This window comes from Bacillus sp. 1021 (assembly GCF_014534735.1).
Classification (GTDB): Bacteria; Bacillota; Bacilli; order Bacillales; family Bacillaceae; genus Bacillus; species Bacillus siamensis.
Window position 1 is genome coordinate 194,362 of the sequence record NZ_JACVSR010000003.1, and the last position, 15,161, is coordinate 209,522.

Annotated in this window: 14 protein-coding genes and 2 pseudogenes; 4 read left to right on the forward strand and 12 right to left on the reverse strand. The window is 43.3% G+C overall.

The window, feature by feature from the left end; translation table 11 throughout:
* Nucleotides 1-31: 31 nt before the first annotated feature.
* On the forward strand, nucleotides 32-874 hold the full coding sequence (locus tag ICW23_RS12680; RefSeq protein WP_188154581.1) for a sialate O-acetylesterase: 843 nt from the start codon (nucleotides 32-34) through the stop codon (nucleotides 872-874).
* Nucleotides 871-1,398, forward strand: coding sequence for a PadR family transcriptional regulator (locus ICW23_RS12685; RefSeq protein ID WP_049627068.1), 528 nt, complete (start codon nucleotides 871-873; stop codon nucleotides 1,396-1,398). Before ICW23_RS12680 ends, ICW23_RS12685 begins: the two co-directional genes overlap by 4 nt.
* Before the next feature lie 434 nt (nucleotides 1,399-1,832).
* On the opposite strand, the gene ICW23_RS12690 is transcribed toward ICW23_RS12685, so the two are convergent.
* From ICW23_RS12690 to ICW23_RS12725, 9 genes and pseudogenes are all read right to left on the reverse strand, one after another.
* A complete protein-coding gene (locus ICW23_RS12690; RefSeq protein WP_188154582.1) occupies nucleotides 1,833-2,369 on the reverse strand; it encodes an ATP-binding protein in 537 nt (178 codons plus the stop codon).
* A 165-nt stretch (nucleotides 2,370-2,534) separates the two neighbouring features.
* Nucleotides 2,535-2,753: pseudogene (locus ICW23_RS18975) on the reverse strand (hypothetical protein).
* Between the two features lie 98 nt (nucleotides 2,754-2,851).
* On the reverse strand, nucleotides 2,852-4,228 hold the full coding sequence (gene tet(L) / locus ICW23_RS12695) for a tetracycline efflux MFS transporter Tet(L) (protein ID WP_188154583.1): 1,377 nt from the start codon (nucleotides 4,226-4,228) through the stop codon (nucleotides 2,852-2,854).
* A 33-nt stretch (nucleotides 4,229-4,261) separates the two neighbouring features.
* Nucleotides 4,262-4,324, reverse strand: coding sequence for a tetracycline resistance efflux system leader peptide (locus ICW23_RS19280; RefSeq protein WP_134816631.1), 63 nt, complete (start codon nucleotides 4,322-4,324; stop codon nucleotides 4,262-4,264).
* A 133-nt stretch (nucleotides 4,325-4,457) separates the two neighbouring features.
* Nucleotides 4,458-4,933 (reverse strand): annotated as a pseudogene (locus ICW23_RS12705) (GNAT family N-acetyltransferase); the annotation flags it as partial.
* A 156-nt stretch (nucleotides 4,934-5,089) separates the two neighbouring features.
* The gene (locus ICW23_RS12710) at nucleotides 5,090-5,590 is read right to left on the reverse strand and encodes a DinB family protein (RefSeq protein ID WP_188154584.1); all 501 of its coding nucleotides are present in this window, start codon (nucleotides 5,588-5,590) and stop codon (nucleotides 5,090-5,092) included.
* Between the two features lie 190 nt (nucleotides 5,591-5,780).
* On the reverse strand, nucleotides 5,781-6,041 hold the full coding sequence (locus tag ICW23_RS12715) for a DUF2651 family protein (RefSeq protein WP_223152359.1): 261 nt from the start codon (nucleotides 6,039-6,041) through the stop codon (nucleotides 5,781-5,783).
* A gap of 170 nt (nucleotides 6,042-6,211) precedes the next feature.
* Nucleotides 6,212-7,036 (reverse strand): Cof-type HAD-IIB family hydrolase, encoded by an 825-nt coding sequence (locus ICW23_RS12720; protein WP_095241578.1) that lies wholly within the window; start codon nucleotides 7,034-7,036, stop codon nucleotides 6,212-6,214.
* A gap of 32 nt (nucleotides 7,037-7,068) precedes the next feature.
* The gene (locus ICW23_RS12725) at nucleotides 7,069-7,881 is read right to left on the reverse strand and encodes a Cof-type HAD-IIB family hydrolase (RefSeq protein ID WP_188154585.1); all 813 of its coding nucleotides are present in this window, start codon (nucleotides 7,879-7,881) and stop codon (nucleotides 7,069-7,071) included.
* Nucleotides 7,882-8,101: 220 nt separating this feature from the next.
* Between ICW23_RS12725 and ICW23_RS12730 the strand changes: the two genes are divergently transcribed.
* Nucleotides 8,102-8,827: a MurR/RpiR family transcriptional regulator gene (locus ICW23_RS12730; RefSeq protein ID WP_095241576.1), complete on the forward strand. Its 726-nt coding sequence runs from the start codon at nucleotides 8,102-8,104 to the stop codon at nucleotides 8,825-8,827.
* Nucleotides 8,828-8,975: 148 nt separating this feature from the next.
* Here ICW23_RS12730 and ICW23_RS12735 read toward each other — a convergent pair whose 3' ends face one another.
* Together ICW23_RS12735 and ybaK are read right to left on the reverse strand one after the other, a co-directional pair.
* Nucleotides 8,976-9,893, reverse strand: coding sequence for an MBL fold metallo-hydrolase (locus ICW23_RS12735; RefSeq protein WP_188154586.1), 918 nt, complete (start codon nucleotides 9,891-9,893; stop codon nucleotides 8,976-8,978).
* 45 nt (nucleotides 9,894-9,938) lie between these two features.
* Nucleotides 9,939-10,421 carry a Cys-tRNA(Pro) deacylase gene (gene ybaK / locus ICW23_RS12740; protein ID WP_049627077.1) on the reverse strand — a complete coding sequence of 161 codons (483 nt, stop codon included), beginning with the start codon at nucleotides 10,419-10,421 and terminating at the stop codon, nucleotides 9,939-9,941.
* A gap of 215 nt (nucleotides 10,422-10,636) precedes the next feature.
* Between ybaK and ICW23_RS12745 the strand changes: the two genes are divergently transcribed.
* A complete protein-coding gene (locus tag ICW23_RS12745; protein ID WP_016938853.1) occupies nucleotides 10,637-11,845 on the forward strand; it encodes an MFS transporter in 1,209 nt (402 codons plus the stop codon).
* A 149-nt stretch (nucleotides 11,846-11,994) separates the two neighbouring features.
* Here ICW23_RS12745 and ICW23_RS12750 read toward each other — a convergent pair whose 3' ends face one another.
* Entirely contained in the window at nucleotides 11,995-15,156 is a 3,162-nt protein-coding gene (locus ICW23_RS12750; RefSeq protein ID WP_188154587.1) for a bifunctional cytochrome P450/NADPH--P450 reductase, read from the reverse strand.
* Between the last annotated feature and the right edge of the window lie 5 nt (nucleotides 15,157-15,161).

The following is a 15,161-nucleotide window of genomic DNA, read 5'->3' on the forward strand; positions in this document are numbered from 1 at the left end:
CAAATATTGATGTAAAGAAGTGAAAAATTAGATGATAAAGTCTTTTTTGATGTTGGGGCAGTCGAATATGGCGGGCCGTGGATTTTTGAATGAAGTAGATCCTATCTATAATGAAAAAATAAAAATGTTGCGCAATGGACAGTGGCAGATGATGACAGAGCCGATTAATTACGACCGTCCGGTTTCCGGCGTTGGCCTGGCGGCATCTTTTGCAGATGCATGGTCAAAAGCTCATCCCGATGAAGAAATTGGCTTAATCCCTTGTGCGGAAGGTGGCAGTTCATTGAATGACTGGCATCCGGAAGGTATCCTTTTTCAGCATGCTTTGTCCGAAGCCCGCTTCGCTCTCCGGTCCAGTCAAATTTGCGGAATCCTTTGGCACCAAGGTGAGAGTGACAGTTATCGTTCGCTGCATGAAACTTATTACGAGAAATTAACCCTTATCATCGAGACGCTAAGAAACGAGTTGAAACTTGATGAGGTACCGTTGATGATTGGAGGGCTTGGTGACTTTCTTGGGAAGACCGGTTTTGGACAGCATGCGACCGAATTTCGACAGGTTAATGAACAATTGCTGCGTTTCGCTAATGAACAACCGAATTGTTATTTTGTTACGGCAACAGGTTTGACTGCGAATCCTGATGGCATTCATTTAGACGCAGCTTCACAACGCAAATTCGGTTACCGCTATTTCGAGGCTTTTTCGAAAAAGTGCCATATCCTGAAACCTATTTCGGGAGAGGAGCAATCACTGAAAGTGAAGGGTGGCTATTCTAAAACAGAACAGATTTACCTTCATAGTATGGATTTGGCTTCGGGCAAAATCACGTACGCGGAATTTGAGGCGCGGATGGCGAAGGTGATGAAACCATAATTCCCTTACTTATCCTTGGCCTGCTCATCCAAAACCCCGGCGCTCACGGCTATGAACTTCTGGCCTTAATGGAAAAACGTCATTACAAATACATTGTTAACTTCACGAAAGGTTCATTTTATTACAATCTGCAGCAACTTGAAGAAAAGTGTTTTATCGAACAGATTCATCAGAAACCCTCAACCAGCGGGCGTGAAATCCGTAACTTTAACGTCACAGAATCGGGAAGGGCAGAATTCGAGAAATTAATGATCAAATACGGCACCAAATCGGAATATGTGAACCTGCAATTTTATGGGGCGTTACTCTTTGCCGATGAATTCGACAAAAATAAATTACTGGATCTGATCCAATCACAAATCAATCAGACTAAAACTCGAATCGAGCTCCTTGATGAATACCTGTCCATCACTCAAGAAATTCCCGGCACAATCAATTACTTTCGCCGTATGAACGAAAATTCCCGTTCACATCACTTGGTTAATTTAGAATGGTTCGAAAAATTGAAAGCAGAAATAGAATGAACGATTGCATAATAAAAAAATGCAATGTGAAATATATAAGAGTTACCTAAGTATAAAACCTGTGTCGCAGATATCTCGTAACATCATTGATACAGGTTTTATACTCCTTCTTTAATTAAACCAGTAATCGGGTTGTCAACACTTGCCCCCCCCCCCAACAAGAGCAAGTGAATCTGCTGCGTGTTCTTTTTTTCAATCCTTCGTATTAATAACCTCTTTTTACACCATTTAGTATTCTGATTTTTCTCCTTCTTCCGCAAAACTGCTGCTTTAGTCGAATAAGCAAAAGTGATCTCCCTTAAGGAAGAATCACTTCCTCTAATTGAACAAGCAGTGAAGGTGAACATCGTTCTCAACATAAACTAAAATTTTTTATATACCTCTGCGAAAGCTACTTTCAATTGAATTTCTCTTATGCAGTTATCTCCGTTAGTTTAATTAGAATTCAGATAATCCAAGACACGGTCAACTCTTTCAGTGACTGAGTAATCTCCTTCAATTCTTAACACTGGACAAGATAAATCTGCCATCCAATGTTCGTGTAAAGCTTTACTTCTAACTTCCATTCCAGCATGATCATATAAAGATGCCCACTCTAAAAATGTTTTTGATTGTTCATATTTACTGCCGCCGGCTAACACTTCGTTTCCATAACGTTGAAATTCCCTATGCCTTAATCTTTCAAGCCGGATATCTTGCGGAATCCATAAGTAGATGACAAGGTCAAAATCACTTTTTAGATTATCGCCCCAGCGGCACACTGCGCCGGAAAGAATCCATTTCTCATTTATTGTTAAGTCTTTTTCAAGCAGCTTTCTTCTTTCAGGAATTTCTCTTTTTTTAGTGAATTTATCTGTCCAATAGTAATCATCAGTATCAAGATGCGTATGAGGCAAATGCTTTGATAATGCAGCACCCAATGTTGAAGTGCCGACTCCAGAGGCTCCCAGTATGTGAATATTATTTTTCATAGTTCCCCCCTCCTTATGAAGCAACGAAACTCCCTGTCCGCTGCATAGGGTTCTTACTTTTATTTTAACATAAATCCCCAAAACCTTTGCTTTGCTGGGGGAATCCAGATGCGTGTTAAGACCATAATACTTACGAACTTCATGGTCCTTTTTCAAACAGAATGATTAACTTTCTCTCCGGCCTATTTTAATATCCTCATACACTTTTTCAAAAGTCTCGATTGGCAATGAAAACTTAGTTGTTTTCTCGTTACGGTAATTGATCACGATCTAAATTTGATTATTTTGTTGTTCAAACTCAATAAGTGCATTCTCCCATTTATCTCTGATTGAAATGATACAATTTCCATTTTTCTTTTCCTTTTTCTTATAAATGTAATTCACCTTAACTCTCCTTTCATTGATCGACAAAAGGTTTCGGAATAAGGAAGCTCCTCAAAAAAAGGATCAAAACTTTTATCAAGTTTGATCCTTTTCCCTTTTTAGTCATTTCTCCGCGAACGTTTATAGACATTCAGGGTTACCAGCCAGCTCATAACGATGATTCCTGCAAATAGGATCAGCATATTACTGTACAAATAAGCGGAATGATCAGCGTTAACAGGCAGCAGCCTTTGATCCAGCAAGCGGATCGATAATAAACCGCCTGCAATCGCAATGCCCGTTCCCTCTGATAGAAAGCTCGTAAAATTAAGCAAACTCATTCCGGCCCCGGCTTCCTTTTGTTTTAAACTGCCAGACACAATTGTAGATATAACCGTTTTTGTGAAGGAGAGCCCCCCAAAAACAAAAACGATTATAACGGTCATGAGCCAAGGTGTCGCATCTATAAAAAAGGCAGCGATTAAAAAGCTGGAAGACATCAATACAATCCCGATGGTGAGCACATATAAAGAACCTTTCCGATCAACAAGCAATCCTCCAATGTAACCGAAGATGATGACGCTCATCGTCCCGGGGAACATAATCCCGCTTCCAATTGCCGCAGTACTTAAATGGTGAACATCTTTCATCATATAAGGAACCATAGACATAAATCCTGCAGCAGTGCCGAATATCAGGCCTCCGCAAAGGACGCCCATCATAAACAAGACATTTTTCCCCAGTGCAGGGTCAACAAAGGGATCTTGAGTTTTCCTAATATGTTTCACAAATATCAGGAAAGCTAGAATACTGATGGTCAGAAAAGACATTCTATATGACGTTGTAAACAGCAGAAAAAATACGATGCCTGCAGACATTAATATAATCCCCGCCATATCAAAGCGCCCGCTGATTCTTTCTTCCTTTTCAAGCAGTTTTATCAGGAATGGAACAGTGATAACTGTTGCTGTTGGAATAAGCAGCAAATATGACCAGTGAATATAATGAGCGATCATTCCGCCAATAGCCGGTCCGACACCTTCCCCCATTGCCACCAGCGACCCGATCAGACCAAATGCTTTACCCCTGTTTTCTTTCGGAATATAGCGTACGACTGCAACCATTACAAGTGCCGGGAATGCGGCAGCACCAGCCCCTTGAATAAATCGGGCCAGAATGAGTAAAGGAAAGAAAGAGTGTCCGACAAATCCAATGATTGATCCGAAGCCATTGACCATAATCCCAAACAGGAGCAGCTTTTTGATGCCCAGTTGATCTGATAACTTCCCATACAGAGCAGTTCCGATGGAAAAGGTGAGCATAAAGGCTGTGTTCACCCAGTTTGCACTCGCTGGCAGTTTATGAAAATCGTTGGCGATATCAGGTAACGAGACGTTCAAAACCATTTCATTTAATACGCTGAAAAATGACAGAACACAAAGCCAAATGAACACTTGGTTGTGCCGTAAAGTTGATTGTGAATAAGGCGTATTCACAATTTCCCCTCCATTAATGAGGGCAGACGCAGTTTATAGGGCCATTGATACGCTTCCCTCTTTTAATTGTACCCTGTTCATTTTTTTGCACTTCATACTTAACTCCCCCTGCATAGATTGATATATCTTATTATATACAGATTAAGGTATACAACAATAAGGCTCGATGCAAAAAAAGAAAAATCCTCAATCCGATATTATGAATACATTGCGACACACACCCGCTATATGCTGTTGAAAAATTGGAATACGCATTGTATCGGCCGCTCCTATGACAAAGTTATTTTCGGCATAAAAATGACAAGCTGAAACGTTAATATCTTGTGTTTCAAGCATGAGACCGCATAAATGATTCTCCTTTGTCCACTCAATCGCTTTATGTAATAAAGCCGTCCCGACACCATTTTTTCTATTTGCAACGTCAATGTCTTCAATCAGTGCGTATCCATTCCAATTAGAACGAAGCTTACTCCGGCCGACACAGTGGTTCTCTGCGTAATAAAAAAGACAACTTTATCCTCTTCTTCAATATAACTGACATCAATTTCTTCATCGTCATATTTTTTGACATAAGGTTCAGCAAATATCTCTTCTGTATATGTCCACACATTTTTCAAATGAAGGGATGATTCTCCCTGAAACAACGAAAGGTTCGTTTGGTTTATTGAAGTCTTTCATATTGAATCGAGTCATTTTAGTTATCATTAATCACCTTTCTGCATTTATTCACCTTGCTTTACGTCTTTTTAACTGTGATTCGTGGCATTTCATGGTCCCGGTTTAATAACTCTAAGACTAAAACAAAAAAGATACCAACATTGATTGGTATTATCTATTCATTCGAGCTCCTACAACAACATCCTATTCCGGAGCTTCCAACCCAAACTTTGTCCATTCCTCTTTTGCCGGGCCATAAATACCCGGAACAGGTAAACCCGCCTGTCTCATAAGAACGGTCATTTGTCCCCGGTGATGACTTTGATGTTGAATTAAAAACAGTAAAAGTGAACCATTGGGCAGCTGCTGACCCATAAAGTTGATACGTTCTTCAAGTGTATCGTCAGTCCATTGCGTTTTTAACGCCTGCACGAACGCATTGCTTGCTTGATGATAGCCGTCAGCTATCAACTGGGCCGAAGAGGGAACAGGATAATCTTCAGCTGGGCCGCGAAACGTTAAATCTGTGTTTGATGTGATGATGCGAATAGCAGCAACAGTATGCCAAGCAATACGGCCTAAAGTCCAGTTCTGTGAAGTGATTTCTTGTTTTAGTGATTTATCAGTCAGAGTATTTAATAGTTTCTGTGTCGCATCGGCTTCGAACTCCCAAGATTTCAAAAAATGATCTAAGGTTTGAAACATAAAAATCCTCCTTTTTTCCATGCGCCCGAGTTCAATAATCATGCTCCGTTAAGTAAAAAGAACAAAACTTTAAACAGACATGTCTAATGACATTCTTAACAGAAAGCCCGATCTGACAATAACATACAAAATAAGAATCCAACAGATAATCGATAAAAAGAAGTATAGCTGTTCAAACAGGATTCTTCTATTAGTTTCGCTTTGCAAAAGTCCATATCGTCTTAGTGATTGAACCGGAGATAAAACAGCTCCCCGTCATCATAGCCACCCAAATGAAAAATGTCGGCTCGGCACCTATTACAATAAACATAAATATCAAGGACAAAATGAAAACAATACCAACCATCATCCATACTTTTTTGAAGATGAAATATCCTAAAATCCCCAACAGAAAAGAAGTTCCCGGAAGAATGATGAGAATGATATACGCAGGACTCAACAGCGGACTCATACAAACACCTCCTTATTATTAAGTTATATTCCATTTATTACACATTACACTGATACACTCAATCATTTATAGATATTTATTCATTTTTGCAGAAAAAAAGCAGCCTTCGGATAGTCTGCTTTTTTTCGTCCCCTAGTAAGTCCTTGCGCACCGACTTCAGCACACGCGATTTACCCATGTGATGTCTTCATGTTCTGTTCCTGCAGCGCTAATATTCTCATAATCGTATGCATGACGCCGCTTTCCTCATTTGATTTAATGACAAAATGCGCCGCATCTTTTATTTCGTCAATGGCGTTTTTGACCGCAAAGCTGTAGGATGCCGCTTCCATCAATTCTTTGTCATTGCGTCCGTCTCCGAACGCCATTGTTTCATCAGGCGAAACCCCTAACAATCGCTGCAGTTCCTGTACGGTTGTTCCTTTGTGTATTCCGATATTTGATATGTCCATCCAGGTGTCTTCTGATGCTACGATATATAATTGATGAAAAAATTCATGCAGCTTTTCTCTCGTTTCCTGGCAGTTGGCGTCGGGGTCATGAACCGTAATCTTGATAAAGTCGTCTTTTATCTCAGTGAAATCAGCTATTTTTGTTACATGAGCATAAGAGGCATTCACAAATTTCATTTCACTTTCAGACAGGTTCTCTTTCACCATCGCGCCTTTTTTTGTGCACGCAATAATGCTGTGCCCGCAGCTGATTTTTTCCAAAACCTTTATAATTGATAGTCCCGCTTCATTGCTGATCAAAGATTCATATATGAATTTGCCGTTTTTTTTCATACGTGTGGCACTGTCTCCTAAAATCCAAAAATCCTTAGCATCTTCTCCGAATAAAGCCTCCACCCTTTCACACTGCTTTCCGGTACAGAGGGCGAAAGCGACATGCTGTTCCGCCATTACTCGTTTAGTCTCTTCAAATAATGTTCGGTCAAAATCGCCTTGATTATTTAAAAATGTGCCGTCTAAATCCGTAATCACTAATTTAATCATCGTTCAGCACCTCCGCAGTTAAAACGTCTTTTTCAGACAAACGGTTTTTCATCTTTGAGAATGGCATCAATCGCGTTTAAGACCCCTTCTTCATTGTTGGATTGCGTGATATGCGAGGCAGCCTGTTTAATGCTTTCATGCGCATTGTCCATGGCGACTCCGTATTTCACGGCGGACACCATCTCCAAATCATTCCCGCTGTCTCCGAAGGCCGCGCATTCTTCATCATTTATCCCCCATTGTTTCTGGAGAAGCTTCATCCCGCTTGCTTTATGAAGCCCCGGTATAATCAGATCTATGTCACCGTGCCCGCTTGATACAGGCGTCACGAAAGATCCGATGTCGTTTTTCAAATGGCTCAGAAGTGCGGAACAATGTTCGGCGGGGAAACTGATGGAAAATTTTAAAATGTCATCATCAATGTTTTCAAAATGCGGCACCCTTTTTAACACATGATAATACTTACCGGCATGCAGATATTCATCTTCACCGGCATTTTCATGAATATACGCGCTTTTTTTTCCGCAGACAATGACGTTTTTCACATCATACCGCTCTAAAGCATCGAATACCGCTTGAATTGTATCTTCAGACATTTTACCCGCGAATAATTCTTCTCCGGCATTCACGACGAAGGCGCCATTCTCAGCAACGAAAGCGATTTCACTTTCGATTTCCGGAAAGAAAGATTTCAGCTGGGCATATTGGTTGCCGCTTGCTACGGCAAATTTAATTCCCCGCGCTTTTAATTCACGATACTGATTCATAAAACGCTCTTTGTTATATGCCATTTCATCATTCAGAAACGTCCCGTCCATATCAACGGCTATCAGCTTAACACCCATATTGTCCTCCTTTTTTCAGACCCTTGAAGAATTGATTCGAATAGCGTATGAACGAATTATATCCGCAGTTTATTCGTCCCGTAAATCATCGGGTGACGTCTTGTTCTGAATGACACAATAAGTGATTTGTCACGTACATATAACGCTATGTTTCTTATAAAATGATATGTTACGATTAGATGTACATTCACCATTCTCATGAAAAGGAGAATCCCCCTGCATGTTCACACACGAAATGATTGCTTCATTTAACGAGCTTGAAACTTCTTTATACAACTACATCTCTCAAAACAGCGAGAAAGTCGTCTATATGCGGATCCGTGAGCTGGCAGATGAAACCCATGTATCTACGGCTTCTATTTTACGTTTCTGCAAAAAAATAAACTGTGAAGGGTTTTCGGAATTTAAGGTCAAGCTGAAAATGCATGCGGAGGCAAATAAAAAAACAAATGTAAAAAGTCCCCATCATTCCGTTGCCGAATTTTTTGAGAGGACAATGAGCAGGGGGATGGAAGAAAAGCTGAAGAAAGCCGCAGCCCTTGCGGCCGATGCAGAAAGCGTCATTTTTATCGGAGTGGGAAGTTCGGGAATTCTTGCCGAATACGGGGCCAGATATTTTTCATGCTTAGGGAAACTCTCCATGTACATTAAAGATCCTTACTTTCCGGTCCATTCCCATTTCCGCCAAAACAGCATAACAATCGCTCTGTCGGTTTCAGGTGAAGGCCACTCTACGGTCACTCATCTGAATCAGCTGAAACAAGAAGGCAGCCGGGTCATCAGTATTACAAACCATAAACACTCGACCATCGCCAAAATGTCCGATGTAAACCTTTCATATTACGTGACGGAAGAATGGGTTGAAAATGCGAATATCACCACCCAAATCCCCGCCATGTACATACTTGAATCCATGGCACGGGAAGTATACAAGCTGAGAGAATAAACACTCATGCAAAATACCCCCAGCAAGAGAACTGGGGGGCAGGAAAATCGATATGTTAAACAGCTTAGGCTGAACCAGAAACTTTAAACAGCCGAACAGCGGTTTTTCGTCCCGGAATTGGCTTCTTCTATTCTGAAAAGGCCAGCCGTTACAGCCAAAATGTTTCTCCGAGCGCTAATGCTTTCAGTTTTTCCCGAGGTAATGCAAGTCGGTCCCATTCGCTGTGCAGTCTGCTTAATGCTTCCGGGCCTGTATCATCAGCAAGCCGGAATGCCCCGTAATGCATGGGAATGAAGCTGTCAGCCTTCAGCTCCAAAAACGCTTTCACGGCATCTTCCGGATTGATATGTGACACTTTCATAAACCATTCCGGTTCGTACGCGCCTATCGGCATCAGAGCCGCCTTAATATGAAACCTTTCTCCGATTTCTTTGAAGCCTTCAAAATAGCCTGTATCTCCTGCAAAATAGATGGATTCACCGTTTTCGCTTTCTATGACCCAGCCTCCCCAGTGAGAGGTATCGGTATCCCAAAGCGTTCTCCGTGTCCAGTGCTGGGCAGGCACAAATGATATGTTCACTCCCCGCATCTCAAAACGATCCCACCAATTCATTTCAAATACCTTTTTGCAGCCTTTTTTGATGAACAGCTTTTTCAGTCCTGCAGGCACGTAAAAATCCGGATTTCCTCTCAGTTTTTTTATACTCGGAAAATCAAGATGGTCATAATGCCCGTGTGAAATGAGCACGGCATCAATCTCAGGCAGTTCGCTCAATTCGTATCCGGGATCTGTCAGCCTTTTTTGAAAGCCCATCCGCCGCGCCCATACAGGGTCGGTGATCATGTTAAGCCCTTGTATTTGGATCAGAAATGAAGAATGGCCGATCCATGTAATGGCCGTTTTTGTCCGATTGACGGCAACACCATGAACATCCCTGCCGGCCGCTTTCGGAATGTTCTCGCTTAAGTCTTTACTTTTCTCTCTTCGTTCCTTCATCCATTTCCACATGTCCCTGAATCCATGTTCATTCTTCACGCCATTCAAGTTTTCGTATCTTTTTCTCATATCATTCTCCCTTGAAACGTGTATTTCGTTCGATTCATTGGACATTTATACAATGTCTGTAAAGGATGCCCGGCTTACTGCGGCTAAATCTTGAGGCGCTAATTTCACCTGCAATCCGATTTTCCCCGCACTGACAATCATAAACTCCAGTGTTTCGGCGGATTTATCAATAAAAGTCGGAAACCATTTTTTCATGCCGATCGGAGAACAGCCTCCGCGCATATAGCCGGTGATTCTCAAAAGGTCCTTCATGGCAATCATTTCTATTTTCTTCTCACCTGCTGCCTTTGCAGCCTTTTTCAGATTCAGTTCCTTTGCAACGGGAACAACAAAAACGTAATAACGCTCTGTTCCTGCCGATGTTACTAGCGTTTTATAGACATTTTCGGCGGGATATCCGATTTTCTCCGAAACGGAAAGGCCGTCTGCAGGCTGTCCCCCATCTGTTTTGTAACTTAATAGCTCATAGGAAATGTTTTGCTGTTCAATGATACGGACGGCATTTGTTTTAACTGTTTTTTTCGCCATGACGCTCCTCCGTTACCTGTATTTCTTTCTGTTTTATATGATCTATTTTAGCCGCTGCAATGAAGCTGTCAATTTGATGATGAAAGTTCATTTTCGGCTTCTCTCCTTCCTTCATAACCTATACGCATTAATTCCATAGTTATTATAAATTAGACACATTGAAATGAAAAGCGTACGATACATATATAAGCAACAGTGAGAAAAGAGGGACATTCATGACGTTTATTCAGCCTCATACAAAGGCGTACAGAAAGGCCAGCTTGGCTCTGTTTATCAGCGGATTTGTGACATTTGCCACGCTTTACACGACACAGCCGCTTTTGCCTTTGTTTTCGGAAGAGTTTCATATTTCTGCTGCGGCTGCCAGCTTAACTTTATCCATCTCAACAGCCGTTTTGGCATTTTCATTATTGGCAGCCGCTTCGTTATCTGACGGATTCGGAAGAAAAAAATTGATGGTGCTGTCGCTAACCGCCACTTCTGTTTTAGGTCTATTAACAGCGTTCAGTCCGGCTTTTCCGGCGCTTTTGGCGATGAGAGGTCTGCTCGGTATTTTTTTGGCAGGCGTTCCGGCTGTCGCTATGACATATGTAGGCGAGGAGTTTGATCCGAAGGGCCTCGGGAAAATGATGGGCCTGTATATCAGCGGCACAAGCATCGGGGGAATGAGCGGGAGGCTGTTAACTGGGCTTCTGACCGATTTATTCGGCTGGCGGCCGGCGCTTGCCATCATCGGTATTCTTTCTATAATATTAAGCTATTTGTTTTGGCGTTTTCTTCCGGCTCCGCGCCACTCATCTCAGCGGCATGCTGGCGTAAAAGCGGCATTTAAAGAATATGGAGCGGTCATACACCGCAAGCGGCTGCTTTTATTAATTTCTCTGGGGTTTATATTAATGGGGAGTTTTGTCACTTTATATAACTATATCGGTTTTCATCTAATGGCTGCTCCTTATCATTTGTCGCAGACTGTGATCGGCTTTATTTTCATCGTCTATCTCGCGGGAACGTTCAGCTCTGTCTATATGGGGAAAAAAGCGGACCTTTTCGGAAGCTCAAAAATGATTAAGATTGCGATTTTGATTATGCTGGCCGGTGCAGCGGTGACACTTTTGCCCCAGCTTGCCCTTAAAATTGCAGGCATTGCCTTGTTTACCTTCGGCTTCTTCGGCGCACATTCAATCGCAAGCGCCTGGGTCGGCCGGGCAGCCGGTGATCATCGCGCGCAAGCTTCTTCATTATATCTGCTTGCATATTATATCGGTTCAAGTGCGGCTGGGTCTTGCGGCGGTTTCTTTTGGACGCATTTTCATTGGATCGGCATCATTTCTTTTATTTCGGCTTTGCTGGTATTGTCTTATCCGATTTTATTTATGGCGGAATTCAAAAAAAGAAAACATAGCCGCCTGCATATAAATCAATAAAAACATTAAAGGTTTGTGTCTTTTGTCCGATAATAAAAATAAGGCCGGCACGATACTCCCTATAACTATTCCTTTTGATTCAGTAGATTTCAAATATCGTGCCGGCTTTCTTCAATTAAATAACATTCTTCATTTGCCTCACGCTTCTGTTACACACCTGCCCAAACATCTTTTGCATATCTTCCTTCCGCTTGCAGCTGTTCAAGCCAATTTAAGGAAACTTTTGAATCAGTGTTATGCACATTTTCATACGCCTGAAGCAGTACGTTTTCCACAGCCGGAGCCATTTTGCTTCCGTCACCGCATATATAGAGATGGCCGCCTTGGTCAAGAAGCGCAATAATCTGTGCAGCCTCGCGAAGCAGGACATCCTGTACATATACTTTACAATCCTGATCTAACCTGGAATACGCCCGATGCACGGTCACAAGGCCGTTTTTCTCCGCCTGGTCGAATTCATCTTTGTACAGATCGTCTTCTTCAGGATGCCTGCAGCCGAAGTATAAATGAGCTTCGCCCAGGCTGTGACCGGACATTTTTTCGGCAGCCCGCGCCTGGATAAATCCCCTGAACGGCGCAATTCCGGTGCCCGCCCCGACCATAATGAGAGGTGTTTTCGTATTTTCAGGCAGTGAAAAACCGGACTGCGGTGAGCGGATGAAACATACGGCATGATCGCCATTCTGTAATCCGGCTAAATAGTTCGAAGCCACGCCCCGGTATTCTCCACGGCCGCTCCACGCCGGAGCCGTCACAACGCCGACTGTGATACTGAGCTCTCCGCTTTTTGCCTTCGGTGAGCTTGAGATTGAATAATAGCGCGCCTTCAATGACGGCAGAAGTTCTAAAAAGCGTGCAAACGGCAGTTCACAAGCCGGATATTCTTCCAGCAGATCCAGCATGGTCATTCGTTTTTTCAGCACGTTTTCTTTATATGCCGCGTCATCAGAATAAAGATGCTCCAATTCTTTTTGGTGCGGCGGGCATACGGTATGAGCCGCGAGTTCGCGAAGCTGGGCTCTCGTTGCCGGTTCCTGCAGCTCTACATATGACGCCAAAATCTCCGGCGCATTAACTGCCCGGTCCATTGGGAGATGAGGCAACTGCCGCCCCTTGATCTTAAAGGGCTGATTCGGATCAAGACCGAACCGGCGAATAACACGGCTGATCAGTTTCCCGCTGTTTTGCGGAAGCACCCCAAGATGGTCTCCTTCCTGATAAGTTTCTGTTTCCGGAAGACGCAGCTCAATATGCCGGACTGAGCGCTTGCTGCTTTCGGTATGAAGCTCTTTGTTTGTAATCACTTCCGCCTCAAATGCTTTATACGTTTTGGCAATCGGCGTTTCAGCTGCTTCACTTACGTATTCTATTGATAACTGTGATTTATTCTGCTGTTTTGGAGCGGCTTCTATATGAAAAGCCTTGATGATGTCCTGCCAGAATGAGTCTTCCCAAGCTTCCTGACTGTACTCAAAATCATCGGCATTGTCGCCCTCTCCGAGAGAGGTCAGCCGTGCTGCCCCTTTTTCTTCAAGCACTTTGTCTATAAGGCGTGGGATCCTCTGGTAAGTGGCGGCCCAGTTGCGGTCTCCGCAGCCGAAGACGGCGTAAGAAACACCCTTTAATTCCTGGTCTTCAAGGGTTTCCATCCATTTCACAAAACCCGCCGCATTATCAGGCGGCGCTCCGTTGTAAGAAGCCGTAACAATAACGACAGCGCCTTTTACAGGCAATTTCCCGGCATAATCATCGAGCGGGCCGGTTTCAGTTGAAAAACCTTTGCTTCTGCCGATGTCAGCCAGCTCTTCCGCGATTCCTTCCGCAGTTCCTAAATTTGATCCGTAAAGAATGAGAAGCGGAGTTCCGTGTGACGGTATTTCTTCCGTTTCTTCTTTGTGACCGCTGTCTTCAGCTTTATGGTTCTGTGCGGGCTGCTGATTGGACACGTCCTTGTTTTTCACACGGATTTTAAAATCACCGGGCTTAATGGTTAAAGCTTCTTTAATCGTAAGCTCATAATCCGTGTGATCAATCAGTTCAAAGTGTTTAAGGACAAGCCCGAGCACCATTGTCGCTTCCTGAAGGGCAAACTGCATCCCGATGCATGCGCGCTGTCCGTTTCCGAACGGCTTATACGCATCGGCCGGAATTGCCGCGGGATCACTGAACCTTTCCGGGCGGAATAACTCGGCATCTTCTCCCCACGCGCTTTTATCCCGGTGCAGCTGCGGAGTCAGAATCGTCACCGGCTGTCCTTTCTCAATCGGATATTTTCCGCCGAGAACCGTATCTTCCTTCGCGTACAGGGAAAATGCCGGGGCAGTCGGATAAAGCCGCAATGTTTCGTTTAACACCATGCGGATATATGTCAGCTGCTGAATCTGCTTATATTCAGGTGTCTCTCCCGTCAGCACCCGTTCGGCTTCCTCAACGGCTTTTTCCAATTTATCTTTATTTTTCAGCAGGCAGTAAATCGCGAATGAAAGCAGTCCGCTTGTGGTTTCATGCCCAGCGATCAAAAAAGTAATGATTTGATAGCGGATATTTTCATCATCCAGCCTTTCACCCGTTACAGGATCTTTCGCTTCAAGCATCAATGATAAAAGGTCAGACAGATTCTCATCCGGATTTTCCCTCCGCTCAGCAATAATCCGGTCTACGAGTTCATTCATCACTTCAATATCCTGCTGGAACTGATGCCTCGTTTTGATCATCAGCTTGTCCTGCAGACTGTGTCTTTGTGATTGGCGCATTGCCTCCTGCAGCGCACGAAGCATGCTCGTGATAAAAGGGTGCTGTGTATCGCGGTAAAAGCTGTTAAAGCGGTAATGAAATCCGCACAGACCGATTGTATCCAGCGTCAGGCGCGTCATATCTTCAGCGACGTCAATTTCTTCGTTCGGATTTAATCTGCTCCACTTCTGCACGAGCTGCATGGCAATATCAAGCATCATTGAGTGATAGCCTTTCATTGCTTTCTGGCTGAAACTCGGCAGTAAAATCCGATGCGCTTTCTGCCAATTCTTTTCGTTTGTCCAGCTCGTAAATAATCCGTCACCGCCAAATTCACGGACTTTGAGCAAGGCTTTGCTGAGGTTTTTGTCAAATCGCTTTTCATCACAGACTTCTGCCGCAAGCTCACGGCCTGATACAAAAACCCCGACAGAGCTCGGAAATTCAAAACGAAAGATCGGGCCGTATTCTTCGGCAATTTTCCAAAGCGATTGTGAAAGTTTTTCTTTTTCCAAGTGAGGGAGGTTTTTCAGTGGTCCGTATGTTTTCGGCTGCGGTATAGCGTTTAGCTGTTTCATATCGA

Bases quoted from the DNA above. Each gene is read 5' to 3' on its own strand.
- ICW23_RS12680 (WP_188154581.1), top strand. From the start codon at position 32: ATGATAAAGTCTTTTTTGATGTTGGGGCAGTCGAATATGGCGGGCCGT.
- ICW23_RS12690 (WP_188154582.1), bottom strand. From the start codon at position 2,369: ATGAAAAATAATATTCACATACTGGGAGCCTCTGGAGTCGGCACTTCA.
- ICW23_RS12710 (WP_188154584.1), bottom strand. From the start codon at position 5,590: ATGTTTCAAACCTTAGATCATTTTTTGAAATCTTGGGAGTTCGAAGCC.
- ICW23_RS12715 (WP_223152359.1), bottom strand. From the start codon at position 6,041: ATGAGTCCGCTGTTGAGTCCTGCGTATATCATTCTCATCATTCTTCCG.
- ICW23_RS12720 (WP_095241578.1), bottom strand. From the start codon at position 7,036: ATGATTAAATTAGTGATTACGGATTTAGACGGCACATTTTTAAATAAT.
- ICW23_RS12725 (WP_188154585.1), bottom strand. From the start codon at position 7,881: ATGGGTGTTAAGCTGATAGCCGTTGATATGGACGGGACGTTTCTGAAT.
- ICW23_RS12730 (WP_095241576.1), top strand. From the start codon at position 8,102: ATGTTCACACACGAAATGATTGCTTCATTTAACGAGCTTGAAACTTCT.
- ICW23_RS12735 (WP_188154586.1), bottom strand. From the start codon at position 9,893: ATGAGAAAAAGATACGAAAACTTGAATGGCGTGAAGAATGAACATGGA.
- ybaK (WP_049627077.1), bottom strand. From the start codon at position 10,421: ATGGCGAAAAAAACAGTTAAAACAAATGCCGTCCGTATCATTGAACAG.
- ICW23_RS12745 (WP_016938853.1), top strand. From the start codon at position 10,637: ATGACGTTTATTCAGCCTCATACAAAGGCGTACAGAAAGGCCAGCTTG.
- ICW23_RS12750 (WP_188154587.1), bottom strand. From the start codon at position 15,156: ATGAAACAGCTAAACGCTATACCGCAGCCGAAAACATACGGACCACTG.